The following is a 24,090-nucleotide window of genomic DNA, read 5'->3' as shown; positions in this document are numbered from 1 at the left end:
CCAGCAAAGGCTTTTCGACATATCAGTCAGTGCCGTACTTCGGATTACGCGGCCCGTACAGAATTCCGGTGCGTTGCCCCGCCGACAGCAGGCGTGCACTGGTGATACCGGCAATCGGGTGCGCGGCATCGGTGGAGCTGTTGATCACTTGCTTGACTGCCGCCGTGATCAGCATGCCAACCAGGCCGCCGCCGTTGTTGTTGCCTTCCTCGCTGGAAGCCCGCGCCGAGCCGGTCCACAGGGTGGTGCCGGTGCGCAGGTCGACCAGTTTGGCCGAGGCGGTTACGGAGGTGTCGCTGGAGATCAGCATGTACTTGGTGCCGTACTCGCTGACAGTGATGTACAACGCCGCGTCCGCGCCAAAGATGTCATGCAGCTTGCCCGGTGCCACGGCCTGGATGTCGTTGGCGGTGGTCAGGCCGTTCTGGCGGAAGGTTTCGTCCACCAGGGCAATTGGCAACACGTAGTAACCGGCTTCGGCCAACGGGTAAGTGACCTGAGAAACCAGACTGTAGGACGCCTGCACTTCCGGCGACTCATTGAGCGGCGGCAGTACCAGGATCGACTTCGGCCGCGCTTGTTTGTACGCGGTGTAGTCGATGGTTTTGGGGGCCGCGCAACCGCCGAGCAAAGCCAGGGCCAACAGGGCGCCGGTGAGTTTCAACAGGTTCATTTAGTGGCGACTCCGGTCTTGGCGTTTTTCAGCAGAAAGTCCATGTAGGCGGCAGATTCAGGAAACAGCGCCTTCTCGGTGCGCAACTCCTGCACCATCTGGTCATCCTTGCCCATGCCCAGGTACAGCAGGCCCAAATGGGCGTGGTAACCCGGCGGCGCCTTGCGGCCACTGGCGTTGATCTTTTGCAGATCACGTTCCAGTGCTTCCACCTGCGCTTCCTTGGGCTCGCCCTTGAAGTACTCGTAAACCTGCGGCTGGTAGCTTTCCCATTGATATAGGGGTTGAGGCGCCGTGTGGCACCCGGCGACCGTCGCGATTGCTGTCAGCATCAGCGCCAACTTCACTGCCTTGTTCATCCGTGTACTGCTCCTGTGGGTGTGGCTGATCAGTTGCGCGGGTTCCAGGCGCCGGCGTTGATGCCGTCTACCAGGCGGTTGATCGCTTCGCGCATGGCCAGGTCGAGGACCTTGCCATTTAGGGTGGAGTCGTAGCTGGCGGTGCCGCCGAAGCCCACGATTTCGCGGTTGGACAGGGCGTATTCACCGGCGCCCTGGGTGGAATACACCACTTCGGAAGTACTGATGTTGACGATGTTCAACGCCACTTTGGCGTAGGCCACCTGGGTTTTGCCACGGCCAAGAATGCCGAACAGCTGGCGGTCGCCGGTCTCTTTGCGGCCGAACTCGGTCACGTCGCCGGTGACCACGTAGTCAGCGCCCTTGAGCTTCTGCACGGTGCCTTTGATCGCGGCTTCCTGGGAGATTTCGCCCATGTTGTCGCGGTCCAGCACGCTGAAGCGGTTGGTCTGCTGCAGATGGGTGATCAGGATGGTCTTGGCCTGGCCGCCGAGGCGGTCAACGCCGTCGGAGAAGATGCCGCGCATGTAGCTGGAGCGGTTATCGAACTTGCCCACGGCAATCGGCACACGCACGCCCGAATAGGCGACGTTGGCGCTGGCGACTTGCTCTACCGGCATCGCGCGGTTGCTCTCGGTGGCGCAACCGGCCACGGTCAGCAGCGCTGCGGCGGTGAGGCCCGACAGCAGGATTTTGCAGAGTGTTTTCACGGGGTGCTCCTGGAGTGAGAAATCAGCCGTTGCCGCAGGTAAACCGGCGGCAAGGGATGTTGTGTACGCCATCAGCCATGTCGCAGCTGTCAGACGCGTCTGGAAATGCGCGCGCATTTGCCCACCGCTTCAACATCAGCAGTGTCGAGCAGGCAGGTAACTGTCTTGGAGAGGATGCCCGGCGCGGAGCAGTCCGGCTGGGGAGGCGCTGCCCGCTGAAAAGCAGGAGGCCGGGAGATAAGCAGAAATGCGCATTTCTTGATTCATCCTTGAAAAATGCCCTTTAGCATGTGCGGCGGCATTTTACGGGGTTGATCGCGGTACTCAAGCGGTTTTGCTGCCCAGCAGCATCTCGCCGCCCAACGGCAGCGCGCTCTAAAGTTATGCCGCCAGAGGTCGAGACACTGACTTGGCTTGTTCACTATCAGGAAAAGTGCGTGTTGAAAACTCTCTTCCGGGCTGCGGCCCTGATTGCAACGCTTTCGATGACCGGCTGCGTCTCTTGCACCGTCACCGGCCCTATTGGCGCCCCGCTCCACCCGGCTGCCGTCAGCAGCCCGCGCAGTGCGCAGGTCGCCGACGTAATGGTCAGCGCCGCCGACGTGAACGATGCCAACAAAACCGCGATCAGCCGCTCGCTCAGTGCCCAACTCAACGGGTACGTGCGCACCGCCGGCTACTTCAAGCAAGTGACCGAGTACCCGGTGAAGCTGGGCGAAAACGACGTCACGCTCAAATTCAACATGACCTCGCTCAAGGGCCATCGCGGCGTTCACCCCGCCTACGTGCCGGGGGCCTTGCTGACGCTGACAATCTGGATCTGGGTCAACGGGCCGATTTTCGTCGACACCTTCGACGTGGCCGGCGACCTGGTGATCGTCGACCGCGACGGCAAGGAACTGGCGAGCGCCAAGCAAGAGGTCAAGTTCGAACGTAACGTGGGCCTCTACGGCCGCGAATACTGGGCACCGACCATGGGCGCCAAACAGCTGAACGAGCTGGTCGCCAACCTGCTCGACAGCGCTACCGCCAAACTGGCCAAACCATAATTTCAGGGAGCAACACATGAAAGGAATGATCAAACACAGCCTGGTCCTCGCGGCCGTTTTGCTGACCGGTTGCGTGTCCTACTCGCAACACGAACTGCCACCGGTGCAAACCTGGCCACCCACCGCCAATGCCCCGGTGCAAAAGCCGACGGCGTTTGTACGCACGACGGCGCTGAACCAAGTCAATGGCGGCCCCGGCAATACCGCCGCCGGTGCATCCGCGGCGGTGTGGGAAAAGGCCGTGGCCGACGCGTTCCGCCAGTCCAACCGCTTCTCGCGGGTGAGCACCGACAAGGTCGACTCGGATATCTATGCAGACGCCACTCTGCATAACAATGAGCAGTTCAGCATGGCCTCAGCGATCATCACGGGGGCGACATTCTTCATTATTCCGTCCACAGCGAAGAACACGTTCACCCTGGAAACCGTGTTCAAGGACAAAGACGGCAAAGAGTTGGGCCGGGTCAGTAAAAGCGAATCCGTGCGCACCTGGATGCACCTGGTGCTGATCTTCGGGATCCCGTTCCAGGCCAATACCGGTGAAGTGGTTGATGCGTTGACACGCAGCACACTGGATGAAGCCGTGCAGCGCAAATTGTTCTGATACCCCCCAACCTAATGTGGGAGCGGGCTTGCCCGCGAAGGCGGTGGGTCAGCAAATGATGTGTCAACTGACACTCCGCTTTCGCGGGCAAGCCCGCTCCCACAGGGGTTCTGCGGTGTGGCTTGGAGCGCGGTATGCCCGGCCATAGAGCGCAAATTGTCCTGATACACCCCGACCCCAGTGTGGGAGCGGGCTTGCCCGCGATGGCGGTGGGTCAGCCAATGATGTATCAACTGACACTCCGCTTTCGCGAGCAAGCCCGCTCCCACAGGGGTTCTGCGCTGTGGTTTAGAACGCGTAGCGGGCCTTGAGCATTACGCCGTCTGCGTCGAAGCCGCTGCGCGCCTGGCGGGTGTAGCTGGCGCCGACAGTGAAGTCGGATACCTGATAGTTCACGCCCACGCTGGCTTCATAGCTGTCGCGCGCCACTGAAGCGCCAGTGACGGTGAACGCTGAACCACCGGCCACGAAGCTTGAGGTTTGCGCCACGCGGTCGCCCATCAGGTCGTGATACGCCATCAAGGTCGCTTCCGGTTGCAGGCTGCCTGTGCCCATCGGCAGGTTACCCGCCAGGCGCACACCGGCGCCTAGTTCGCCCACTTCATAACGCTGCGATCGCGTGCTCAGCGCCGCAGACGAGCCCTTCTCGTCGAAGCCATCCATGCGCACATTGGCGTAACGCGCGGCCACGCGCGGCTCGATCACCACCGCTTGCGACGGCTTGAAGCTGTAGCCGCCGATCACGCTGGCCGACAACACATTGCTGTCGTAGCTGCCCTTGGCCGTAGTGCCCGCCACATGGCGCTTGCTGTCGTTGTCGTTATGGCCGTAGCTGAGGCTGCCGTCGACAAACCAGTTCTGCAGCGCCCAGTTGCCATACAGCGACAGCGCGTGGCCATCGACATCGGTCTTGTTGCCCAGGTCGGAATGGATATTCGAATTGAGGTAGCTGTACGCCACGCCCAAGGTAGTGGTGTCGTTCACGCGCCCGTCCACACCCACAGCCATGCCGCTGCTGTTGGCCGAGTAGCCGTTGTTGCCGCCACGGCCGTCCTGATCCATGTTGCTGCTCAAACCCTGCACCCACACACCACCGGTTTGATGGCTTTCACGCTGGTCGGTGAGACGGTTGAAGATCGCGCCGTTGACCACGGTCTGGCCCGACAACGCCACGTCCAGCGCGCCGCGGTTGACGTCCGGTTTGAGCTGTTCGCTGACCTGCGCCAACTGCTGCGCCGTGCCCGCATTGGCCAGGGCCTGGAACACTTGATCGTTGCTGCCGAGCCCGCCCAGCACATCGTTTTTAAAGGTGTTGACCGCCGTGGCGGCTGCAGCGCTGGCGCCAACACCGGCCAGTTCCTGCTGCACTTGCTGATTGTCTTTAACCGCCACCACAGCCTTGACGGTCTGCGCATCCGCCGAGTAGCTGAGCACGTCCAACAGCGATGAAGAGCTGGCCACCGACAGGCCGTTGTTCTGCACGCGGGTGGCTTGCAACAAGGTGTATTGGGTGCCGTTGTGGGTGCGGGCGAAGTCGCCGGGTTGCGCGCTCACGGTCAGCTTCGACGCCTGAGCGAAAGTAGCGTTGCCATTGACCGTCAGGTACGGCGTGGTCGGCACCACGCTGTCGGCCAATCGCATATCAACCCCCGCACCGCTGGCGACGTTAAGATCGCCAGTGATTACAGCACCTGGCGCCGAGAGGTTCAGCGAGCCTGCATTGATCGACACCGGCGCAATGATGCGCTGGCCGTTGAAATCAGCCTGGCCTGCGACGTTCACCGCGCTCAGGTTAAGCAGGTCACCGGTGATTTTGCCGCCGGTCCAGTTCAGCGTCGCCAGGTTGGCGGCATCAATGGCAGTGCCGGAGTTGCTGCGAATCTCGCCGGCTTGCTGGTTGATCTCGAAGGGCGAGGTTTGGCTGGCGGTCACGCGAATGGCCGTACCATCGGCACTGATGGTTCCACGGTTGACGATGCCGCGAGCGCCCGACGCACTGTTCTGAGCGAACGTCGCACCCGAAAACTCGAAGGCGCCTGCGTCGCTGCCCTTGGCTTCAAGGGTGCCGGTGTTGAGGATGTAATCGACAGTGCCGTGGTAAAAAAACATGCCTCTCGCGTCGTTGCCATTGGCGGAGATCAGGCCACTGTTTTCGATGCGCAGCGGGCTGGTTTCAGTCTCCACTTCAACCCCCCAGGCGCCTTCACCGGTGGCGATGATCGAGCCCGAGTTGAGGATCTTGCCGCCGATGGTGGTGGGGGTGGCGCCATTGATGTCGAGGATCAAACCAATCGCACCCTCACCTTGCATGTCGATCACGCCCGTGTTGGAAACGTCACCGCCAATGGTGGTGCCATGCAGGTAAATCCCCTCGCCGCCGCCCTGGAAAAACAGTGAAGGCTCGGCTTGCACAGGTGCCGTCGAGCGGATTGTGCCGGTGTTGATCACACTGCCTCCGATGGTGGTGGCGCCGATTTCCAGCCCTTCATAACCACCGTGGCTCATCAGGATATTGCCGGCCTGAACCACATCCCCCGTAATCGTGCCGGGGTTCAGGTTTGACGGGCCGGTCCAGTACATCGGGTCAATGGCGATGGCCCGAATCGTGTTCCCCTGCGAGTCCAGCGTAATGTCGGCGCGATTGACCAGCGAACCCTGAATGCGGGTATTGGCAAAGCCCAAACCGGCAGGCAGGGTCGTGGTGGGGTCGACAACTTGGGAGAACTGCCCGGTGATGGTCACAGGCTCATTGAAGGTCTCACTGGCCCAAATATGCTTACCCTGCCCCAGGTCAAACTCCACCGCCAACACGTGCGTGCTGATGGCGCTGACCATGATTGCCAACAGGCTTTTACGGAACGGCTTACGCTTCATTTCAAACTCCATGAACTACAGTCAAAGCCGCCAATAAGCCCGGCGGCAGTAGGTGTGCTGAGCGAAGGATCAATTGATCCGAATGCATTCCCCCGGCACGCTTTCCTGCAACGCAGGCGCGCGCAAGTGCACCGCAGCAGGCGGTGGCAGAGAGGGGAAACGGGGGGCGAGGTTCACATTAATCCTTAATGTCATTTAAAAACGCTGCAGTCCATGCAGGGCTACCGGTTGCGGGTAGGCGGGGTAAAAGACACTGGGATACACAAAATGTTCAAGCTGCGTTGCGGTTAGGTCAATAGACGTACCCATAAGCGGGCGCTGGCAGGGTGCAGAGGGGCACAGGAATAGTCCCGTCGGCGCATGCTGCGAGTATCGCGGGCAGGCTCAAGGGGCTGACCGCGCGAACAGTTCGGTCAGGCTCGGTGCAACCGGCTCGGCGTATTGACGTTCCATCCCGATAAACGGGACGCGCACAATTGGCATTGCCGCATCCTCGATGTCGAAGCCATACCCCTCACCCCCACCATCCGCGCCAAACAAAAAAATGCCAGGCGCATAGAGTTCAACCTGATAATCGCGATTGAATTCCGCCAGTTCCTGCACCTGCCAGAAGACGAAATATTCCTCGCCGATAAGAACGTCGCCGCCATTGTGTTGCTTCAGGAAATCGAGATAGTCCTGCGGCAGCGCGACGCCCAAAGTGGCGACGAGGCTGTCGACACACGCGGCATCGGCTGGGGCATCCAACCGGCCTTCGGTAAAATTATAGGGCGGCAATTTTCTTCATCTCCTCGGCAAGAAACCGTGGTGCGGGAGTGTCTGCGTAGCACTGGGCTACGCTGAACGGGTCCACCGTCGGCGCCACAACGCCTTCAAGCGAAAAACCACCCACGACATACCTGGCAAAAGCGGGTGACGCCGGGTCTTCGTCAACCAGCCAATATCCACGGTAAACCACCGCCAGATACTCACCGATGTAGTAGCCAATCCGTGTGATGAACCAGACCCTGTTTTCTTCGCTGATGACGGCGTTCTGGAAACCGCTGTCCAGCCGGGTCAAAAATTTTTCGGGCGTCATCAACACCTCATGAGGCTGCTCGAACCCGAGGGCCGTACAGAACTCATGCAATACCGGCAGGCGCTCGAATCTGAACCGCTCAAATTCGACCAGCCTGCGCGCAAGTAGGGCTTGGGGTGTCTCGTCGACTGTTTCCATGCGTACCTCAACAACACATTGTCAGTTCTGAGTCAGCGAGCGTTGCCATGCTCCGCTGACGGCTTCAGTTAGACTCACGCCGACGCCGCTCGGCGCAAATCAGCTCCCAGCCTTTTTCGACGGTGCCGGTGTATTGACCACACGACGGGCCCCTCAACTGCGCATCGATGGCATCGCGCTCCGGCGCGAACCACACCCAATCTGCCAGGTACGCCACGCCCGCAGCCAGCACCAATACCACGCCGAGCCGAGTCGCCATATGACGCACCGTTGCGCGTGGGGTACGCGAACGCTCGAAGACAAACGCAAACAGCAGCGCGATGGCACTCCACAGAAATACACCCGTCACCCACCCAAAAACAGAGGCCGTGACGGTCGTGAGATTGCCCCACAACAACATCGAAACCAGTGCACTGGCGAACATCAGCAGCAGGCATAACCCCTGTGCCACCCGACATCCGACTTCCTTAAAACGAACCATCTGAGCCTCCCGCCTCAAGGCAAAGTCGAAAAGGCCGCATTACTTGAGCTCCTTCACCAGATACCCGCTGGAAATCTGCGTAATACCCGTGAGCGCACGGCGCAAGGCTTCAGGGTCGGTGCGATAGGTGTCTGGCGTGTAGCCGTAGACGTTCTGACCATTGAACGGGGTGACCGTTTCGACCGTTTGCCAGAGCATCTCGCTGCCACGGTCCATGCGCGCCACCACGGTGAGCGTGGGGTACACCACGCTGCTGAAGCCCTGGGTCAAGCGAAAGCCCCACTCCGTGACCGTCAGCTGAATCTGCGCATCGGCGGGCTCATCGTCGCCTACTACCTTGAGCGACGAGGTCTTGCCCAAGGCGTCGATAAAATTCTGTTTGAGCAACACGCCCACATCAATCTGCTCGGCGTTGACCAGCGCGACAATCGCCGTAGGCGTCGGCAACGCGGCCAACTCGCCGGCCTTCATGCCCGCCGCAAAACCCGCGCCCGACAGCGCCGCCGTGCCAACCTTCGAAGCCCCGGCCGCCATGCCGACGCCCGCGCCGAGCCCGGCACCGACCGCCGCGCCCCAGGCTTGTTCGCGGCCCATGTAGACCATCTGTTGCGACTCCCACTTCACGGGCAACACCTTGACGGTCTTGACCTGCGCGCGGTGCTCGGGGGTCAGAGGCTGGCTGACGCAGCCGCCGAGAATGAGGGTAGAGAGGAGGATCAAGAGGAGGTTTTTCACATCAGTCCTTTAATGTTTGGAGAGTCAACAGCGACAACGACCGAGCACAGAGCCCGGCCGCTTCACGCCTGTTCAGATCACTTGCTTTCTTTTGCCACGGTGCCCAGGGACGCATCCTTGACCAGATAACGGCCTTCCAAATCGCTCAACACTTTGAGGCTGTTACGGGCGATGGCGAAGCCCATATCCACTTCCTGCTTGAGGTAAACCACCTCACCGGCCTTGACGTTGATCGGCATGTCGGCCCAGTTTTCAGCCTTGGAGCTGATCACGTGCTGGCCCGGCGTCACGAAGAAGTAAATGTACTGGTTACCGCGGTTGTAACCCATCTCCGAGTCGGCTTCCTTGTCATCCAGGAACACGTTGAAGCGCACCATCATCCCGACGTTGCTTGGGCGCACAACGTACACCAAACCTTTGTCGGCGACGGCAGCCTTGGGCAACGAATAGTTGGCCACGTCGGCCTGCATCTTCTCGACCGATGGCGTCGAGGAGCAGCCGAACAGGGTGGCCAGGGACAATACGACAGCAGCTTTGCAGAACAGCTTGATCATGTACTTCTTCCTTGTGGTTAACGGTGAAACGGGTTGGGTGCGCCGGCGAGAGGCCGGTGCGGGTGCTTTGATGCGTTGAGTCATCGCCAATGTGTCGGCAAAGATGGCGAAGACGTGAGGCGATGTTATTGTGCCATCAGTTTGACGCCTTGCGTGGGTTTGGGTTGGGGGCTTATAGTCCCGGCCGTCGCCCAACGAGGGCGATCGGATTTGGCGATCCGTTGACCGTATGCGAAAGCTTTCTGCTTGCTTGCAGGGGCTTCCGTACCCGCACTGCTGCTTTATGGCAGCTGTGCGCGGGAGACCTTCGGGTCTGCCGGAACTCGGTCCCGGTTCGCCAACCTGCGTACAGCTGTCACCCATTCGTTTGGCGACGATAGGAGACGGCTTAACTTTACTGACCGAGATTTTATCCATGAATCAATACATGCCCCTCACGGGCCACGACTGCACCGTCCCCGCTCTGCTCATCGACACCCAGGCGCCCCTCGACGTCCTCCACGACGCCGCCGTATTCCGCATTCGCGCCGTCACCCAACTGCTGGAAAACCTCGCCTTTCGCGAACAGCTCAGCAGCGATGCCGTAGTGCTTCAAGACTTCGCCCATTTGCTGGCTATTCCGCTGCGCGATGGGTGTGATTTGCTGGACGTCATCAGTCGCAGGCTCAATACCGATCCATCCTGAGTGAAAACGGGCGGCCTTTGTGCCGCCCGATTTGTGCGCAAACCTGGTTGTTTCCCCACAGCCAGTTTTTACGGCTATATCCCCGGTTCTCGTGTCACTGACCGCCACGTCACCAACCCATCCAAGCCGTGTTCAGACTTCAGGAATTTGAGTACGTTTTGCGCCTCGGCTTGCTCCTCAAACGGCCCCGCGTAAAGGTGTGGTGGCTCATCAAGCACTGTCGGTATATCGATGAGCGACAGCTGTACCGCCAGCCGTTCAAATGCCTCATCCGTATCGGCCGTCATGCGCGCGACCCAACCGCTGCGATCTCTCAGGGCAATCGGCTCCACTTCATCACCGCAGTGCTTACAGCGAGAGGCCGCCTGGATGGTTTGATTGCAGGCGGGACAAGGGCGCAGGTCCGGATGTACCAAGGCGTCAATACCGGTTTTTGCAATCCGGGGCATTAACAACACGGCAACCAGTGCGACGCCAGGAAGGAAGAGCGCGATTGCAAACCACCTGGGCCCTGAACGCCCGCGTGTGCTCGCAATGTAAGCGGTGACTGCTGTGAGAATGAGCCAGAGGGGGAGCGGGATGCCCATTGAACTTCCTTGTTTTGATAATTGAGTGGTGCAGGGTCAGACCCTTTTCTTTCTTTTCTTTCCATTTCTTACGCGACAGTCACCTTATCGCCATTTACCAACTCAAATGCCGCACCGACTACACCTGCTGCCTCAAAGCGACATTTCACGTCTTCGCTGACGATAATTGCCCCTAGGTATTTTTTAACTCTGAAGACATGGAAATCTCCCACTTTCGACTCGTCTATTACTAAATTATAAAACGCGCGGTATTGACCTGCCATATCCGGTCGCACAGGATCACTATGTGAAAATTTCGTGAACTTGGAGCGATCTTCATCCACACAATCTATTTGCGTCTCTATAATCATTAAAAAATAATTATGGAAAACCTGCTTCCCCTCTATCTTAACAGGTTCAAAAACGACATTTTGATACGGCTGGTCAACTTCAGGTAAACCTACGAGTGAATTTCGAGCCTTTTCACTCAGGACCGGAACACTCGCGTAGCCTGCTACAGAATAGTCAATTTCGATACCTTCAAATCTAACATAAAGCGTATATCTGCCAGGCTCCATAAAGTTAACTGGCGGATTAATAAAATCCCAATTATCCACATGCCTTACATCACCGAGCATCCACTTTTCGGGAATGGAAAGATCCTGACGCAGCAAATAATATTTCATATTAATCCCTAGCAAGCAAAAAAGGGGACAGATTTGTTTAAATTAAACAAAACACTTCCATTAAATAAATCCTTCCCCTTTTCCATCAGGGTGTATCCCCTATTTTCTAGAAACCACCTCGCCCAGCGGAGTGCCCGGCGGAAGTCCTCTAGATTTTCTTATCATTTGGCCTGTTATTGTCCAGTAAACATCAAGATTTGAGAATTCCAAATTATCCACTGTGTCTTGGCCACCGAGAAATAATGGTTTCCTATACCCGATACAATCTTCATATTTAGGAGCACCGCCTCGTGCAAGCCACTGATTATGGAACGTAAGTGCCAGCGCTTCTTCTCGATACTCAACCAATTCATGATTATGAAAACTCACGATATCACAAGGAATTTCTAAAGCCTGCCCAGTACCAGGCTCAAACATAATGACGCCAGGCTGCCCGCCTTCCAGTCTCCCAGAGTCGAGAGCAAATATACGCCCTAACCAATCAAAGCCAAAGCATTGTACACGCCCAAAAAAGTTGGGAAATGCATCTTCTACAGTGCGATTCCACTCATTAGTTAAACTGGGCTTCATCACGCGATATAGAGCGTTCTCAAATGAACACCCTCCAAACTCCAGCATTAGCTCAGCCAAACCGCGGGTATCAGTATTAACAGCAGAAACTGAAAGGCTCTCGTTATCTACACGGTAATCAGAGGAAAACACATTGCGAAAAATCTCGTACATTTACTGGCCTCCAATTTCCACATTGTTAATTTTGGTTCCCGAAAAAAAAGAACAAAAAAAGTGGACAGATTTATTTAAATTAAAAAACACCTCAATTAAATAAATCTGTCCCCTTTTCCATTCCTATTTTTTCTCCTCACACATTGCCAGACTTATTTCTAACATGTACATAGGTGACAAATCGACTTCCAGAATCGTAATGAACAGTTATCACTTTTTTCTCTAATAAAAACTCGTATCCGGGACGGGTAGGCGCTCTGCCAGGAATTCGTATGGAAGGCACATCCCGTGCAGGTTGTCCGAGTAGATCGATTAGGCTATCAATAGTCTCAACATCCAGACATTCCCTTCTTGTATCCGAGTTCGCACGATAAAACTCATCGACGGCCTGATAATAAACTCTGTAAGCTGTAATAATTCCATCGCTACCCGCCTGGAAGTAAACACCGCACGCGGGCAATTTTAAAAATTCATCTTCTTCAACCTTTGCGTAATCGACTATGGGTATAGACTTCCTAAAATTCACTAAAGCCTCAATCAATGACCCGCCTAAATAATCATTTGGATTCATACTTCACTCACATCCCATCAAATAATTATTTATTCAACTCATGAATCTGGTTTCGCGTATGGAAAAAGGGGACAGATTTATTTAAATTAAACAAAACACTTTAACTAAATAAATCTGTCCCCTTTTCCTTTTCGTCCCCTTTTCCTTTTTCCGCATTCCCGCCCTCTGAAAAACTTAATCAAAAAGTTACGTACAGCCCCTTTTTTTCAATGACTGCTTGTTCAAGAAGGTCCTTATACCCTTTTATATCATCCAGCAGGTGAATTTCGACTTGGCGCTCAACTTCTATAAGTTTACGCAAACTTTCGCCCACGTCATCTTCAGACTGAAAGTAAGAACCCATTTTCCCAGGATCAAAAAAATTGCCATTTACTGTTAATGGCAAGCCCAACAAAGGTGAAAATTCGAACGTTTTCACATTCGAGATCAGGTCTTGAAAATTTTCCCACTCACCACCTAACCCCTGATCATCTTTAGGCGAATAATATTTAGTTAGCGCAAAATCACCATATTGGTGAACATCTCTATCTTCAATCATGTCTTCCCACTTCTCATCCAGTGGTTCGCCTTCGTAAGGATCAACTAAAATACTTTTATTAACTATAATAAAGCTTCTAATTTTATCAAAATCTCCCGAACACAAAGAGGACTCCAGCATTGGCTTAAGTTCGCGAGCGAACGTGCCGAAATCAAAAATAAATGCTTTATGTTCGAAGCTCATGACTTAATACTCCTAGTGATTTTTTGGCAGAAATTCATGCAGCGAATATAAATCTGTCCTTACGCGGAAAAAATGGGACAGATTTATTTAAATCACAAAACACCTCGATCAAATAAATCTATCCCCTTTTCCCCTCACTACTTTTTCTCTTGGCACAAATAATCAGTGCGCTGCACGCCGTTCTATCAGAGAAACGATGTAATGCAGCCGCTCCAAGATAAAATCAGAAAAGTTTGATGCCAAAATATCAACCTCATCTAGCTCAGAACTAATCTCTACGATTTGCCAATCTTTCTTTGCGTCGAAAGCATACAGTACGTCACTCGAGTTCCCGCCGAATACGTACATACCCTCAGAACCTTCTATTTCTCTACCACATAGAGTCGAATATTTTTCCGGACCATCATCAAGATGAAAGGCTGCGTCCAGCTCACCAAAACCAAACTCTGTGAGAAACTCCAGATAGTCATTGGGGGCATTCTGCCGATCCGACTCATCGACGTTACATAACGCCGCATTCACGTCAGTCACCCGGTAGCCGTAATTGCCCTCATAGTCATCAGAGGACATTATGGAATCAATCAATAATTCTAGCACTTTTTTATTTTTCATAATTATTTACCAAAAATCAAAAAAAGGGGATAGATTTATTGAAATCAAACAAAACACTTCAATTAAATAAATCTGCGCCCTTTTCCTCTTAAATATCTCTCCTTTCTTTTTTGCGCAAAAAAAATAGCACTACTCGTAACCGCCTCTTATTTGTTTACTTTGCTAAAACATTGTAAACAAAGTCATTTATAGCTATTCGATCAGATTCATTTTTCGCAAACCGCTCTAGTACCGGAATCAGGTAATAGAGCATCAAATTACTTCTGGCTGGATCCTTTGGCACAGCGCTCTTGACACATAAAATCATTAGTTTAATCGACATGACTGAGGCAAACGCCTCATATCCTTTACCGCTTGAAAAAGGGGCATTCTTAAAATAGTAATCAGCCAGCAGTTTTTGTTCGGGCTTCTTCCAAGATCGGTGAGGTAGAAGTACCAACGCCTCACTCCAATTTCCAGAATCGATAGGATACTCACTCATCAGCCAAGCTGCGGCCTGTTCAGAGCTCATCTTCAGCATTTCTTTGCAAAGTGACGTTAACCGAGCGTCCATATCAAACCTATTTTCTTGGATTGAATGATTGATCCGGCAAACCTGAAAATAGTGAAAATAGGGGTCAGACCATCACTATACGCTTTTGCATTAATCAAGGTCTGCCCCCCTATTTCTCCCTGTCCAACTCACGTTACTCCTATAAAAACTTCGTACAAGGTATCCGGAGGTGCCTGGACCCGCTTAAAGTCTGATAAAACAACATCAGCAGCTTCGGAAATATCAACCTGCTTAATTGTTTCTATTTGACTACTGTCTGAAATTGAAAATACAATCTTTTTAGAATTGCAAATCGAAATAATTTCAAAAATTGCCGCTAATAGAATTTCAACTCTTTCTATCGGATCACTAGGGAACCCAATATCCGAATACAGCGGATCATACTGATTATAATCCGTCAAATACGTGGCATTGGGATACCCAGGTCTATCTCCAATTAAAAAAACAAAGGTTTTTTTCACTTGGCAATAAGCAAGATGGATAATCAAACAACTCAGAACTGCTAATTTTGAATATCCCAAGATCGCTTTCTGAAATATACTTATCTAAAGCCGTCCAAGCTTCCGGGCTGGGCGGCGGAAAAACATACCCACATACATCATTCGACATGCTGATACCTTTTCATCTAAAATCCAAGGCCCGATCACTTTTCCGTCAGCACTTACTTATCGATAATACTGCTTATCAACAAATCTCTACTGCTATATTCTATTTTATCAAAAGGGACGGCTTTATTTAAATTAAATAAAGACAATCAAATAAATCTGCCCCCTTTGCCGCAGTCCTTTGCACCTAGCCCTTCTCAACCATTTTTAAACGCACAATCATTACTCAACCGAAAGAAATTATTCTTTTTTCTAAAAAGTCGATAAAGTTTTTCGCATACAAACTGGAAGTTTGATCAGAAAGATCAAGCCTATAAACAGGATACTCCCCATCATTAAGACCATCGTCCGTGGCAAAATAAAATGATTCCCCTGCACCCGGCGGCTCACAGATAAATAGCCTTTCCTTCCCACACAACCCATTTCGACCGTTAACGATTGACATATAAACGATATCACCACCCCTTACACTATCAAAATCCATTTCGTAGATACTATAAATCTCTTCCCCAGATATTTCACCGCCAGAATAACACTTCAGCCACCATTTATAGCTATCAGGCAACTTCAACCCAAGACGAGTTTCAGCTTTATAAATCCACTCATCAGCAATCCCGTCACCATAATCAGCGAACTCAACGAAATCCGACTCTTTAATAAGATTAATTATTCTCGAATATTCCACGTCTAATTACTCCCCGCTCCGAGCCCGCAACTTCCAATAATCCGACTGATAAGAGTTAAACTCTTTAGCCTGCTTTGTCAATGTTTTTGCATTTAAATCCGTAGGAACTGAAACATAATCAGTCGTAGGGCTTCTGTATTCTGCAGAGTCCTTGTAACGAGTATACCTAAAGCTTTGAGCGGCATTGGATGGGACATGAAGAACACTGCTATTCTGGCTATGGAAAACAGAACCAACTTCTGCAAGCGAACCACGAGTGCCAGCGAATCCATTAACTTCAGTTTGCGAGAGATGATGTAACTCAACTGATTTCCCATCATACCCAATTGGTGCTCGACCCGAGCCCATCCTCTCAAGGTTTGAGCCTTGAACAGTTTTACCTCGTACTCTCCAGGTCGACACGGCCTCTGGGTCAAAGAGGTCGTTACGTTGATAAACAGTCCTATCTAGAACTGTTGTTTTATTCCAAAAAACACCAGCTTTAGGCGTTGTACTTGCAACATCACTAACCGCCGCCGTGCCCGTACCAGCAGAACCTGGCCCTTTTGCACCCACCTTGTTTACAGTAGCGAGCTCTCCAGCTAATTGACCACTGAAGTATTTACCCGCTCCGCCAAACAAAGCCGCCTGAGCTGCAGATTTCACCGTCCCCCACGCTAGATCAGACGTTGCACTCGACTCTCCCGGAAAACTTTCAGGATAAAAAGACGCCGCAACCCTATCGGGCTCGCTGGACTTGAAGTCCGCCGTAATCTGGCTGGCGGAATCCCAAGCTCCGACCATTGAGGTGGTGCCCAGGGCTCCCAACCCAAGTGGTACGGCACATGTCACGATACCAACGCATGCGGGTGACGAAACCAACATTCCCGCATAGGCCGCAGCCCCTCCCGTAAGGCCAAGGGCGGTATCTTTACTAGCGCCAACAACCTGCACAGCCTTGCCATGCGCGTTGAGCGTGTCGTCGCTCCAGTCCTGAAAACTACGCCCGCCAAATTGGCCGGTTGCTTCCAGCAAGGCGATCTCCGCACCAAAAGTGGCGCCGCGATCTTGGAGCTCCTTGAAATCCTTATAAGACGGATCGTTAGTCGGGATCGACTCTGCGCAACTAACCAAAGCGCAAGCCGCTGCGTTCAAACGATCAGCTTTTTCTGGATGGAACCGACGTTGCTCATCCAACGCATCAGTTTGAGACTTGTGAAGTTGATGATTGTATTGCGTGGCGTTTTTCGCCACCCATATGCCCTTCTCTAGCTTACTGGCATCACCGTCCGCTTGAGACGCAGCCGCGAGCAGGCCCACCAGTTGGGAGCTCATGCTTAGAAGGTTCTGATCACCTTTAACCAAATCATTCAGATGCCCAACCAGAGCTTCATTGGCCCCTGCTGCCAAAGCGCCAGTTTTGAAGTCGCCTCCAGTAATCTCGGCAAGAAGCCCACCCACCATCGCGTGGATAGCGATTTTCTGTGGTGTACCGGTGGCGTATACATCCTTCGTATAGTCACCAACTGCATTGAAGCTGGCAGCTGCAAGGGTATTGAACAGCGCGTTTTTCAACGCATCTCCTGCGCTGCCGCCTTGACCCAATGCCTTATTGAGTAAGGTCGACGTGCCGCCTTGCAGGACCTGGTTTCCTGCAAACTGCCCCACACCCGACCACGTATTGAGTGCAGGGCCCGTAACTTTGCCGGTCACCGTATCGGTAGTGGTACCCGTCCATCCGTCGAAATATGAGGAGGTCAGGCCAGCTGTAACACTTGATACGGCATAGCTTTTCAGATTGTCTGAGGAGGTCACGTCCTTCAGGGTTGCACCCAGATTGCCCCCGTTGTTGATGAAGCTGACTGCGCTGTTACTGGCTACCGAAGTCAGCGCAGCAGAGGCCATCACATTGCCCCATCCCGCAGCTACGAAGCTGCCCGTCGTGGCCGAGATGCCTCCAGCAGCCATGGCCGTTCCGGTACCAGCGGTTCCGGCACCGGCAAATGCGGTTCCCAACGCTCCACTCGCGGCTCCCGCAGTCAGCGCCGTAACTATTATGATGATCGCCAGCATCGCCCCTTGGCCCAGGCTCGAGTGGCTGTACTTGAACGAGTCATGCAGCTCCTGCACATGCCGCCAATCCACATCCCCACGCTTCTCGGCTTCTTTCAACCAAGCCAACTGCGGATCTGCCTTGACCATCACATCAATCGTTTGGCTAACCGTGTTCTGATCAATCTGCTTGATATCGATCTTCAGCCCATCAACAGCCTTGATCGCCAATTCGCCCTGCGCCTTCAGCTCACTCTGGCGCAACGTCTCGTCGGTATAACCCTTACCCTTGGCGCTCGTCCAAGCCAGGTCGCTCTTACTCTTCTCGTGGCTCTCTTGATGCAGGTCTTTAACCGCTTCAAACGTCACTGCGCCGCCGCTGGCTATCGTCAGGTCATTACCGCTGTCGAGTTTGGCGCGCTGATACAACTGGTCGCCGCCACTGACAAGCGATAAGTCACCCCCCGTCTTGATCTCAGTGCCAACGTTGGTAACGCGAGTCACCTCATCGCGCTTGGTCTCCTTCGCGCCCCAGCCGCCCTTCTTTTTCATGTCGTAGAGGGTGTAAGTGCTGTCCTGCGCCGCCAACAAACTCAACTTATCCCCGCTATACAGATAAGCCTCATTCCCCGCACTGATCTTGCTCGCCACTATCGTGGTGTCACGCCCGGCCTGGCTGACAAAATCCCCGCCCGCCGTCAGCACGCTGGCCACTTGGGTAGTCTGCTCATCCGCCGTCTTGATGCGTTTCTTGCCGTGCTTTTCCTTGCCGTCGACGTTGTGCATGTCGCTGACCGACGCCACGTTGAAGTCGCGCCCGGCCTGGATGTTCAGGTCTTTGCCGGCCGTGGCCGTGCTGCCGATGATGTTTACGTCCTGCCCGGCCTTCAGGTTGATATCGCCACCCGCCGTGACGCTGGCGGCGAGGTTTTTGACGTCGGTGGTAACGGTGGATTTTTCGCCGCCGTCGCGGGTTTCGTGTTTCACGCGGGTGTCACTGGCAGCGATCAGGTTGAGGTCGCGGCCGGCGGTGAGGTTGGCGTCTTTACCGGCGGTGAGTGCGCCTCGGTTGGTGAGGTCGCGGCCAGCGTCCATGGCAAGGTTTTCGCGAGCGACGATGGTGCCGGCGCTGGCGTCGGTGAGCGTGCGCATGCCGACGCCGTCACGCACTTGAATTGCGGTGTTGTCGTTGGTGATGTCGCCTTTGAGGGCGGCGAGGCTGACCTGGTTGCCGCGAATTTCGCCGGCCATGGCGTTGCGGATGCTGTCTTGGGCCAGCAGGCTCAGGTTGTTGCCGGCTTCCATCAGGCCGCCGGTGTAAATGCTACCGCTGCTGACGGCGGAGAGGTTGTTGCTGGCGCGCAGGGTGCCGACGTTGATCAGGTCGCCGCCGGTGACCAGGTTGAGGTCGCGGCCCTGGATCAGGCTGTTGCCGCGCACGTTGCGTGATTCGGCCTGGGCCAGGTAGAGCACCGGCACGAGGACGGTCTGGCCGTCGACCACGCGGTTTTCCATCCACACGATGTCGTGGGTCAGGGCGCCGATTTGCTGGCTGGTGAGCGTCACGCCGAGGCTCAGGCGCAGGGCGTCTTTGCTGGCGAGGCCGTTGTCCATCAGGTAGCGGAACTGGTCGGCGTCACTGTAGAGGCCACCGGCGAGGAAGCGTTGGCCGGTTTGCGCGAGGACGGCGTCGCGGATCAGGCGCGTTTCGTACTGGCCGTCACCAAGGCGGCGCCAGGCGTTGTCGCTGTTGTAGCCGAGTTTGCCGAGCAGGTAGTCGGAGCTGAAGAAGCCCGAAGCGGTGGCAAATTCTGGGTTGGTCTCGATCAGGTAATGGCTGGTCGGGTCCGGGTTTTTGACGAACAGGCCGTAGTCGCCCTTGGGCGTCTGGAAGTACGGCGAGGTGGTCGGGTCAACCGCGGCGAACGGCGTGCCGGTGTAGTCCACGGGCACGAAGCCGCCGCCGGGGGCGACGCTGGCAACCGGCAACACGCTACCGGCGGCTTGGGCGCTCGGGTCGTTGGCGTGTTTGCTCAGGTTGATGTTGATGCCGCCCACGGGGATGCCGGTCTGGTCGCCGCCCAGGGTGCCAGTCAACTGCGCCAGGGTGTTGTTATGCAGCGTGCCGTTTTGCAGGGTGCGGGTGACGTTGAGGTTGACGGTGCCGCCCGCTTGAATCGTGGCGGCGTAGCCTGGGCCGCCGTTGTCGGTCCAGGTGGTAACGTCGCTTGATTGGGCGAAAGGCCAGCTATTGGGTGAGCGGTTTTTCAGTTCTTCGAAACGCGCCTTGTCGAAATGCCCAGCCGCCGTGGCCGCATTGAACGCGGGAACGTCGATATATTGCATGCTTTCAAACAAATCGTCGGAAACGTGACCTGGCGTGCTGACAACAAGCGTGCGCTGCCCCGTGCGCGTCGCGGCGCCCTGGTTCAGCAGGTCACCGGCGGTGATACTCAGGTCGCCATTGGCGGCCATGAGGCTGTAGCGATTCTGCACATTGTCGCCTTGCACCAGCATGTTTTTGCCAGCCACCAGGCGCGCCGCTACCGAATCCTTGGTCGCCGCCTCAAGGTACGTCTCGTAGATCGTGATCTCGCCACGCTCCCAGTTGTCGCTCTCGCCGCAGTGCTGGTGACAGATCCAACTCAGGCTGCCGGTGGTCAGCGTCTGCCCGAGTTCGAATGCGTCTTTGGCGTTTTCGATAAAGCCTGCATTGATGCCGATGGAGCCTTCGCTTTCCACGGTGCCGGAGCGGTTGCTGAACAGCACCGCTTTGCCGCCATCCACCGCTGCAAAACTCAAGTTGCCTTTGCTGTAGACGTCGCCATAGAGGTTGCTGAAACCATTGGCGCGCAGGGTCATATCGCCGCCGCTGAACACCAGCGAGTCGGCCGCGTTGGTGATGCCGTTGACGGCGGTAAGGTTCACCGCGCCTTGGGCGCCGAGGGTGCCACGGTTGTCGATTTGCGCTGCGGCGATATCCAACTGCTGACGCGCGGTGAGGAAGCCGAGGTTATCCAGGGTGCCGCCCAGTTTGAGCTGGGTGTTCACGCCCGCGAGCCGCCCACCGTTCTGGCTGAGGTTATTCGCCGCCACCGCCAGCGTTTGCAGGGCCGACACACGGCCGCTGTTGGTCATGTCGCCGGTGGTGATGTTCAGATCACCGTCGCTGAGCAGTTCGCCGCCGTTGTTCAGGCTGGCCACGTCGAGGATCAGGCCCTTGCCGCTGGCCATGCGGTCGCCCGCCTTGAGGGTCAGGCCCTGGGCGCTTTTGTACGTGAGTACTTCATTGAGTTGCACACGCCCCAGGCCATCGACGTTGCCGAATGCCCAGTCGGCGCTGCCCATGCCATTGATGGTGCCCTGGCCGCCGGTGAGGCTGGCGGTGTTGAGGTGGAACAGGCCCAGGCCTGCGTGCTGCAATTGACCGGACGTGTTGTTCAAGCTGGCAGCGTCGAGGCTGAAAGCGTGGGTGCCGAATTCGAGGATGCCGCTCGCGTTGTTGAGTGCGCCGCTGAGGTTAAGGCGGCTGTTGGCACCGGCCAGCGCACGCACTTGCCCGCCGGCGCTGTTGTCGAGGTTGCCGCCGGTGAGGGTCAGGCCTTCGTTGGCTTCGATCAGGCCGCCGGTGTTGGTCAACGTGTCGCGCGAGGTCAGGTTGAGCTGTTTGCCACTGAGCTGGCCGCCCGCGCTGTTGTCGAAAGTGTTGCCGCTGACAGTCACCTGCTCTTTACCGAACAACTTGCCGCCCCGGTTGGCCAAGGCCTCGACGGTCAGTTGCAGGTTGCCGACCAGGCTGGCCATCAGGCCACCGCCGCCGTTGTCTGCCGTGTTGGCGGTGACGGTCAGGGTGTCGCCTTGCACGGTGCCGCCGGTGTTATCCAGGCTGCCGGTGTCCAGCTGGGTGTGCGCGCCGCCACTCAGGATCAGGCCTTTGCGGTTCGACACGTCCTGGCCGCTGTAGCTCAGGCCCTGGTTGCCGGCCAGCAGTTGCCCGGCGTCGTTGTTCAGGTGTTGCGCGGTGATGTCCAGACGGTTGCCGCGCAAGGTGCCGCCGCGGTTGTCGAGGGTGGTGAGGGCCTGGACCAGAATGCTGCGCTCACCGGCATCGAGGGTGCCGCCGGCGTTGGTCAACAGGTCGCTGACGTTGAAGGTGATGTCGCCGCCATCGCTGACCAGCGCGCCTTTGTTGCTGTTGGTGAAGGTCTGTGCGGTGAGGTCGACCGATTGGCCGAGCAGGACGCCAGCGCTGTTGTCCAGGCTTTCGCCGTGCAACTGCAAAAGGCCTTCGCTTTGAATGCGGCCTTGAGCGTTGAGCAGTTGGCCCGGCCCTTTGAGCGACAGGCTCACCCCTTGCGCACCACCGGCCAGCAGGCCTGCGTCGCGGTTGTCGAGGCCAGAGGCGCGCACGTCAAGTTTGTCACCCAGCACGCGCCCGGCGCGGTTGTCGATGTCACCACCGGTCACGTCGAGCAGCAGTTGCTGGCCGACGATCACGCCGCTTTGGTTATTCAGGTTGGCGGCGTGCAGTTCGATGTCGCCCTGCCCGGCTTGCAAGCGGCCCTGGGCGTTGTTGAGCTGTTGGGCGGTGACGAGGGTCAACTTGCCGGTGTTGGCGCTCAGCACGCCATTGGCGTTGCTGCTGAGGCTGCCAGCGTTGAGGCTGAGGTCAGAGCTGGCCTGGGCGAACCCCTGGCTGTTGTTGAAGGCATTCGCGACGTTGAGGTTCAGCGCGCCGTTGTCCGCCTGGATCAGGCCCTTGAGGCTGTTGTCGAGGTCGCGGGTGTTCACCGTCAGCGCGCCGGCCACCATCACGCCGTTCTGGTTATTGAGGTTGCCGGCATACACCGTCAGGTCGTTGGCGACGACTTGGCCGCCCGCGTTGTTCAAGTCGGTACTGACCAATACCAGATTACCGCCGGCCATTTCGATGCGGCCCTGGCGGTTGTCCAGTGAAGCGCTGTTGAGCGTGGCGGACTGGCCTTCACCGAAGCGAATCAAGCCGCCGAGGTTCGCAACAGCCGGTGCGCTGATCGCCAGGTTCTGCTCGCCGTACAGCCGAGCCGTGGCGCCCTGGTTGGTCAGCCTGGCCGTGCTGACGCTCACGGTTTTACCTTGAATGATGCTGCCTTGGTTGGTCAGCGCTTGTGCGGCGGTGATTGCCAGGGAACGGCTGGCGAGCAGGTTGCCGGTGGTGTTCACGGTTTGCGTGTTAATCGCCAGGTCGCCGCTGGCGTTGCGGCTGTTGTCCGGCGCCACGCCTGCTTCGATGATGCCGGCGTTGGTCACGCTGGCCGCGCTGAGATCAATACGCTGGCCGGCGGCGATGCTTTTCTGGTTGACCAGGGCTTGGGCGCTGGTCACTTGCACATTCCCGGTGGCGTAGACCTTGTCAGTGAGGTCGACGCTCTGCGCGGTGACCTTGACGTTACCGGTGGCAGCGGTTTGCGCCATGCTCAGGTGGCCGTTGGCATCCAGCTGGATGTCACCGCCGCTGGCCGCCAGCGTGCCGTCGAGCTTCACGCCCACACCGGCTTCGGTGCCCACCAGTTTGATCGCGCCAGCGTACATGCCGCCCAGGGCTGAGGAGTCGATCGCCAGTTCAGGTTTGGCGCTGCCGTCATCGGCGCGCGGGGTGGCGGCCAGGGTTTTCGCATCGACGTCGTTGCGCCCGGCGATCACGGCCAGTTCTCGGGCATTGATCTGTGCGTTGATCTTGGCCGAGCGGGTGATGATTTCGAAGCGGTCGACGTTGCTCGCATTCAGGCCTTCGCCGTCGATGGTCACGGCGCCGCCGTCGACCTGGTAGCGCTGCAACTGCCCGCTGGCGTCGAGCACCGGTTTGCCGGTGGTGAGGGTCACGTTGGGCGTGTTGATAAACCCGCAACCGCTGCACGTCACGCCGTAGGGGTTGGCGACGATGACCTTGGCCGCCTGCCCCGCCACTTCGGTGTAACCGCGCAACTGGCTGGGGCTGCCGCCGTTGACTTCGTTGAGGATGACGCTGGCGGCGCCGCCCTTGAGGTTGGGGTTGCCGACGATGTAGCCGCCCAGCTGGGTGTTTTGTACCGCGCCGGTGGCGTTGTTGAGGATCACGCCGTTGGGGCCGACGTTGTAGTCCTTGAACTGGTTGTGGGACAGGCCACTGCCATTGGGCGTGGCGATGTTCACCACGGGCACGCCATTGCCGGCTTGGCCGACGGTGGTACCCGGCGCACTCACCACAATGCCTTCGGCTTGCGCCAGCAGCGGCTGCCAGAACAGCGCGTTGGCGAGGATCAGCACCAAGCCGCGTTTGGGCAGGCCGAAGAACGAGTCTCGCGGCTTCAGCGCAGCAGAAGGTTGGCGGGCCAGAAAGGCAAAGTGGCGAACATCCATTGTCAAATTCTCGATGTAA

The 24,090-nt window shown here is 56.3% G+C and carries 22 protein-coding genes; 3 read left to right on the top strand and 19 right to left on the bottom strand.

The window, feature by feature from the left end:
* Positions 1 to 22 precede the first annotated feature (22 nt).
* The 3 genes from BFW87_RS12415 to BFW87_RS12405 are packed head-to-tail and all read right to left on the bottom strand — an operon-like array spanning position 23 to position 1,742.
* The gene (locus tag BFW87_RS12415; protein ID WP_078740106.1) at positions 23 to 673 is read right to left on the bottom strand and encodes a DUF799 domain-containing protein; all 651 of its coding nucleotides are present in this window, start codon (positions 671 to 673) and stop codon (positions 23 to 25) included.
* Complete coding sequence (locus BFW87_RS12410; protein ID WP_078740105.1) at positions 670 to 1,032, bottom strand: DUF4810 domain-containing protein; 363 nt, start codon at positions 1,030 to 1,032, stop codon at positions 670 to 672. Before BFW87_RS12410 ends, BFW87_RS12415 begins: the two co-directional genes overlap by 4 nt.
* 29 nt (positions 1,033 to 1,061) lie before the next feature.
* Positions 1,062 to 1,742, bottom strand: coding sequence for a CsgG/HfaB family protein (locus BFW87_RS12405; RefSeq protein ID WP_078740104.1), 681 nt, complete (start codon positions 1,740 to 1,742; stop codon positions 1,062 to 1,064).
* A gap of 437 nt (positions 1,743 to 2,179) precedes the next feature.
* On the opposite strand from BFW87_RS12405, the gene BFW87_RS12400 reads away from it, so the two are divergent.
* Together BFW87_RS12400 and BFW87_RS12395 are read left to right on the top strand one after the other, a co-directional pair.
* Positions 2,180 to 2,791 carry a hypothetical protein gene (locus BFW87_RS12400; RefSeq protein ID WP_078740103.1) on the top strand — a complete coding sequence of 204 codons (612 nt, stop codon included), beginning with the start codon at positions 2,180 to 2,182 and terminating at the stop codon, positions 2,789 to 2,791.
* Between the two features lie 16 nt (positions 2,792 to 2,807).
* Entirely contained in the window at positions 2,808 to 3,395 is a 588-nt protein-coding gene (locus BFW87_RS12395) for a hypothetical protein (protein ID WP_078740102.1), read from the top strand.
* 288 nt (positions 3,396 to 3,683) lie between these two features.
* Here the strand turns inward: BFW87_RS12395 and BFW87_RS12390 are convergent, their stop codons facing one another.
* From BFW87_RS12390 to BFW87_RS12365, 6 genes are all read right to left on the bottom strand, one after another.
* A complete protein-coding gene (locus BFW87_RS12390; RefSeq protein WP_078740101.1) occupies positions 3,684 to 6,269 on the bottom strand; it encodes an autotransporter family protein in 2,586 nt (861 codons plus the stop codon).
* A 384-nt stretch (positions 6,270 to 6,653) separates the two neighbouring features.
* Positions 6,654 to 7,046 (bottom strand): SMI1/KNR4 family protein, encoded by a 393-nt coding sequence (locus BFW87_RS12385; RefSeq protein ID WP_078740100.1) that lies wholly within the window; start codon positions 7,044 to 7,046, stop codon positions 6,654 to 6,656.
* Entirely contained in the window at positions 7,033 to 7,485 is a 453-nt protein-coding gene (locus BFW87_RS12380) for a hypothetical protein (protein WP_078740099.1), read from the bottom strand. Before BFW87_RS12380 ends, BFW87_RS12385 begins: the two co-directional genes overlap by 14 nt.
* A gap of 64 nt (positions 7,486 to 7,549) precedes the next feature.
* Entirely contained in the window at positions 7,550 to 7,966 is a 417-nt protein-coding gene (locus BFW87_RS12375; RefSeq protein WP_139372428.1) for a hypothetical protein, read from the bottom strand.
* Positions 7,967 to 8,005: 39 nt separating this feature from the next.
* Positions 8,006 to 8,701 carry a hypothetical protein gene (locus BFW87_RS12370; protein WP_078740097.1) on the bottom strand — a complete coding sequence of 232 codons (696 nt, stop codon included), beginning with the start codon at positions 8,699 to 8,701 and terminating at the stop codon, positions 8,006 to 8,008.
* A gap of 77 nt (positions 8,702 to 8,778) precedes the next feature.
* On the bottom strand, positions 8,779 to 9,171 hold the full coding sequence (locus BFW87_RS12365; protein WP_176159749.1) for a DUF2846 domain-containing protein: 393 nt from the start codon (positions 9,169 to 9,171) through the stop codon (positions 8,779 to 8,781).
* Between the two features lie 511 nt (positions 9,172 to 9,682).
* On the opposite strand from BFW87_RS12365, the gene BFW87_RS12360 reads away from it, so the two are divergent.
* Positions 9,683 to 9,940, top strand: coding sequence for a hypothetical protein (locus tag BFW87_RS12360; protein ID WP_078740095.1), 258 nt, complete (start codon positions 9,683 to 9,685; stop codon positions 9,938 to 9,940).
* Positions 9,941 to 10,014: 74 nt separating this feature from the next.
* On the opposite strand, the gene BFW87_RS12355 is transcribed toward BFW87_RS12360, so the two are convergent.
* From BFW87_RS12355 to BFW87_RS12320, 10 genes are all read right to left on the bottom strand, one after another.
* Entirely contained in the window at positions 10,015 to 10,527 is a 513-nt protein-coding gene (locus BFW87_RS12355; protein ID WP_078740094.1) for an SPOR domain-containing protein, read from the bottom strand.
* Positions 10,528 to 10,595: 68 nt separating this feature from the next.
* Positions 10,596 to 11,192: an imm11 family protein gene (locus tag BFW87_RS12350; RefSeq protein WP_078740093.1), complete on the bottom strand. Its 597-nt coding sequence runs from the start codon at positions 11,190 to 11,192 to the stop codon at positions 10,596 to 10,598.
* Between the two features lie 99 nt (positions 11,193 to 11,291).
* Positions 11,292 to 11,915, bottom strand: a complete 624-nt coding sequence (locus BFW87_RS12345) for a T6SS immunity protein Tdi1 domain-containing protein (protein WP_078740092.1) — start codon at positions 11,913 to 11,915, stop codon at positions 11,292 to 11,294.
* A 136-nt stretch (positions 11,916 to 12,051) separates the two neighbouring features.
* Positions 12,052 to 12,486 carry a hypothetical protein gene (locus tag BFW87_RS31520; RefSeq protein WP_139372427.1) on the bottom strand — a complete coding sequence of 145 codons (435 nt, stop codon included), beginning with the start codon at positions 12,484 to 12,486 and terminating at the stop codon, positions 12,052 to 12,054.
* A gap of 178 nt (positions 12,487 to 12,664) precedes the next feature.
* Complete coding sequence (locus BFW87_RS12340) at positions 12,665 to 13,207, bottom strand: hypothetical protein (RefSeq protein WP_078740091.1); 543 nt, start codon at positions 13,205 to 13,207, stop codon at positions 12,665 to 12,667.
* 162 nt (positions 13,208 to 13,369) lie between these two features.
* Positions 13,370 to 13,819 carry an SMI1/KNR4 family protein gene (locus BFW87_RS12335; RefSeq protein WP_078740090.1) on the bottom strand — a complete coding sequence of 150 codons (450 nt, stop codon included), beginning with the start codon at positions 13,817 to 13,819 and terminating at the stop codon, positions 13,370 to 13,372.
* A gap of 154 nt (positions 13,820 to 13,973) precedes the next feature.
* Complete coding sequence (locus BFW87_RS12330) at positions 13,974 to 14,330, bottom strand: hypothetical protein (protein WP_254865879.1); 357 nt, start codon at positions 14,328 to 14,330, stop codon at positions 13,974 to 13,976.
* Between the two features lie 170 nt (positions 14,331 to 14,500).
* On the bottom strand, positions 14,501 to 14,893 hold the full coding sequence (locus BFW87_RS31515) for a hypothetical protein (RefSeq protein WP_139372426.1): 393 nt from the start codon (positions 14,891 to 14,893) through the stop codon (positions 14,501 to 14,503).
* Positions 14,894 to 15,203: 310 nt separating this feature from the next.
* Complete coding sequence (locus BFW87_RS12325) at positions 15,204 to 15,662, bottom strand: SMI1/KNR4 family protein (RefSeq protein ID WP_078740089.1); 459 nt, start codon at positions 15,660 to 15,662, stop codon at positions 15,204 to 15,206.
* Between the two features lie 6 nt (positions 15,663 to 15,668).
* Entirely contained in the window at positions 15,669 to 24,071 is an 8,403-nt protein-coding gene (locus BFW87_RS12320; protein WP_078740088.1) for a two-partner secretion domain-containing protein, read from the bottom strand.
* Positions 24,072 to 24,090: the final 19 nt, after the last annotated feature.

Origin of the sequence: Pseudomonas fluorescens (assembly GCF_002022275.1) — a bacterium.
In the GTDB taxonomy this organism is placed as follows: domain Bacteria; phylum Pseudomonadota; class Gammaproteobacteria; order Pseudomonadales; family Pseudomonadaceae; genus Aquipseudomonas; species Aquipseudomonas fluorescens_AJ.
Note: the sequence above shows the minus strand (reverse complement) of the source record. Positions and strands in the feature narration are given on the sequence as shown.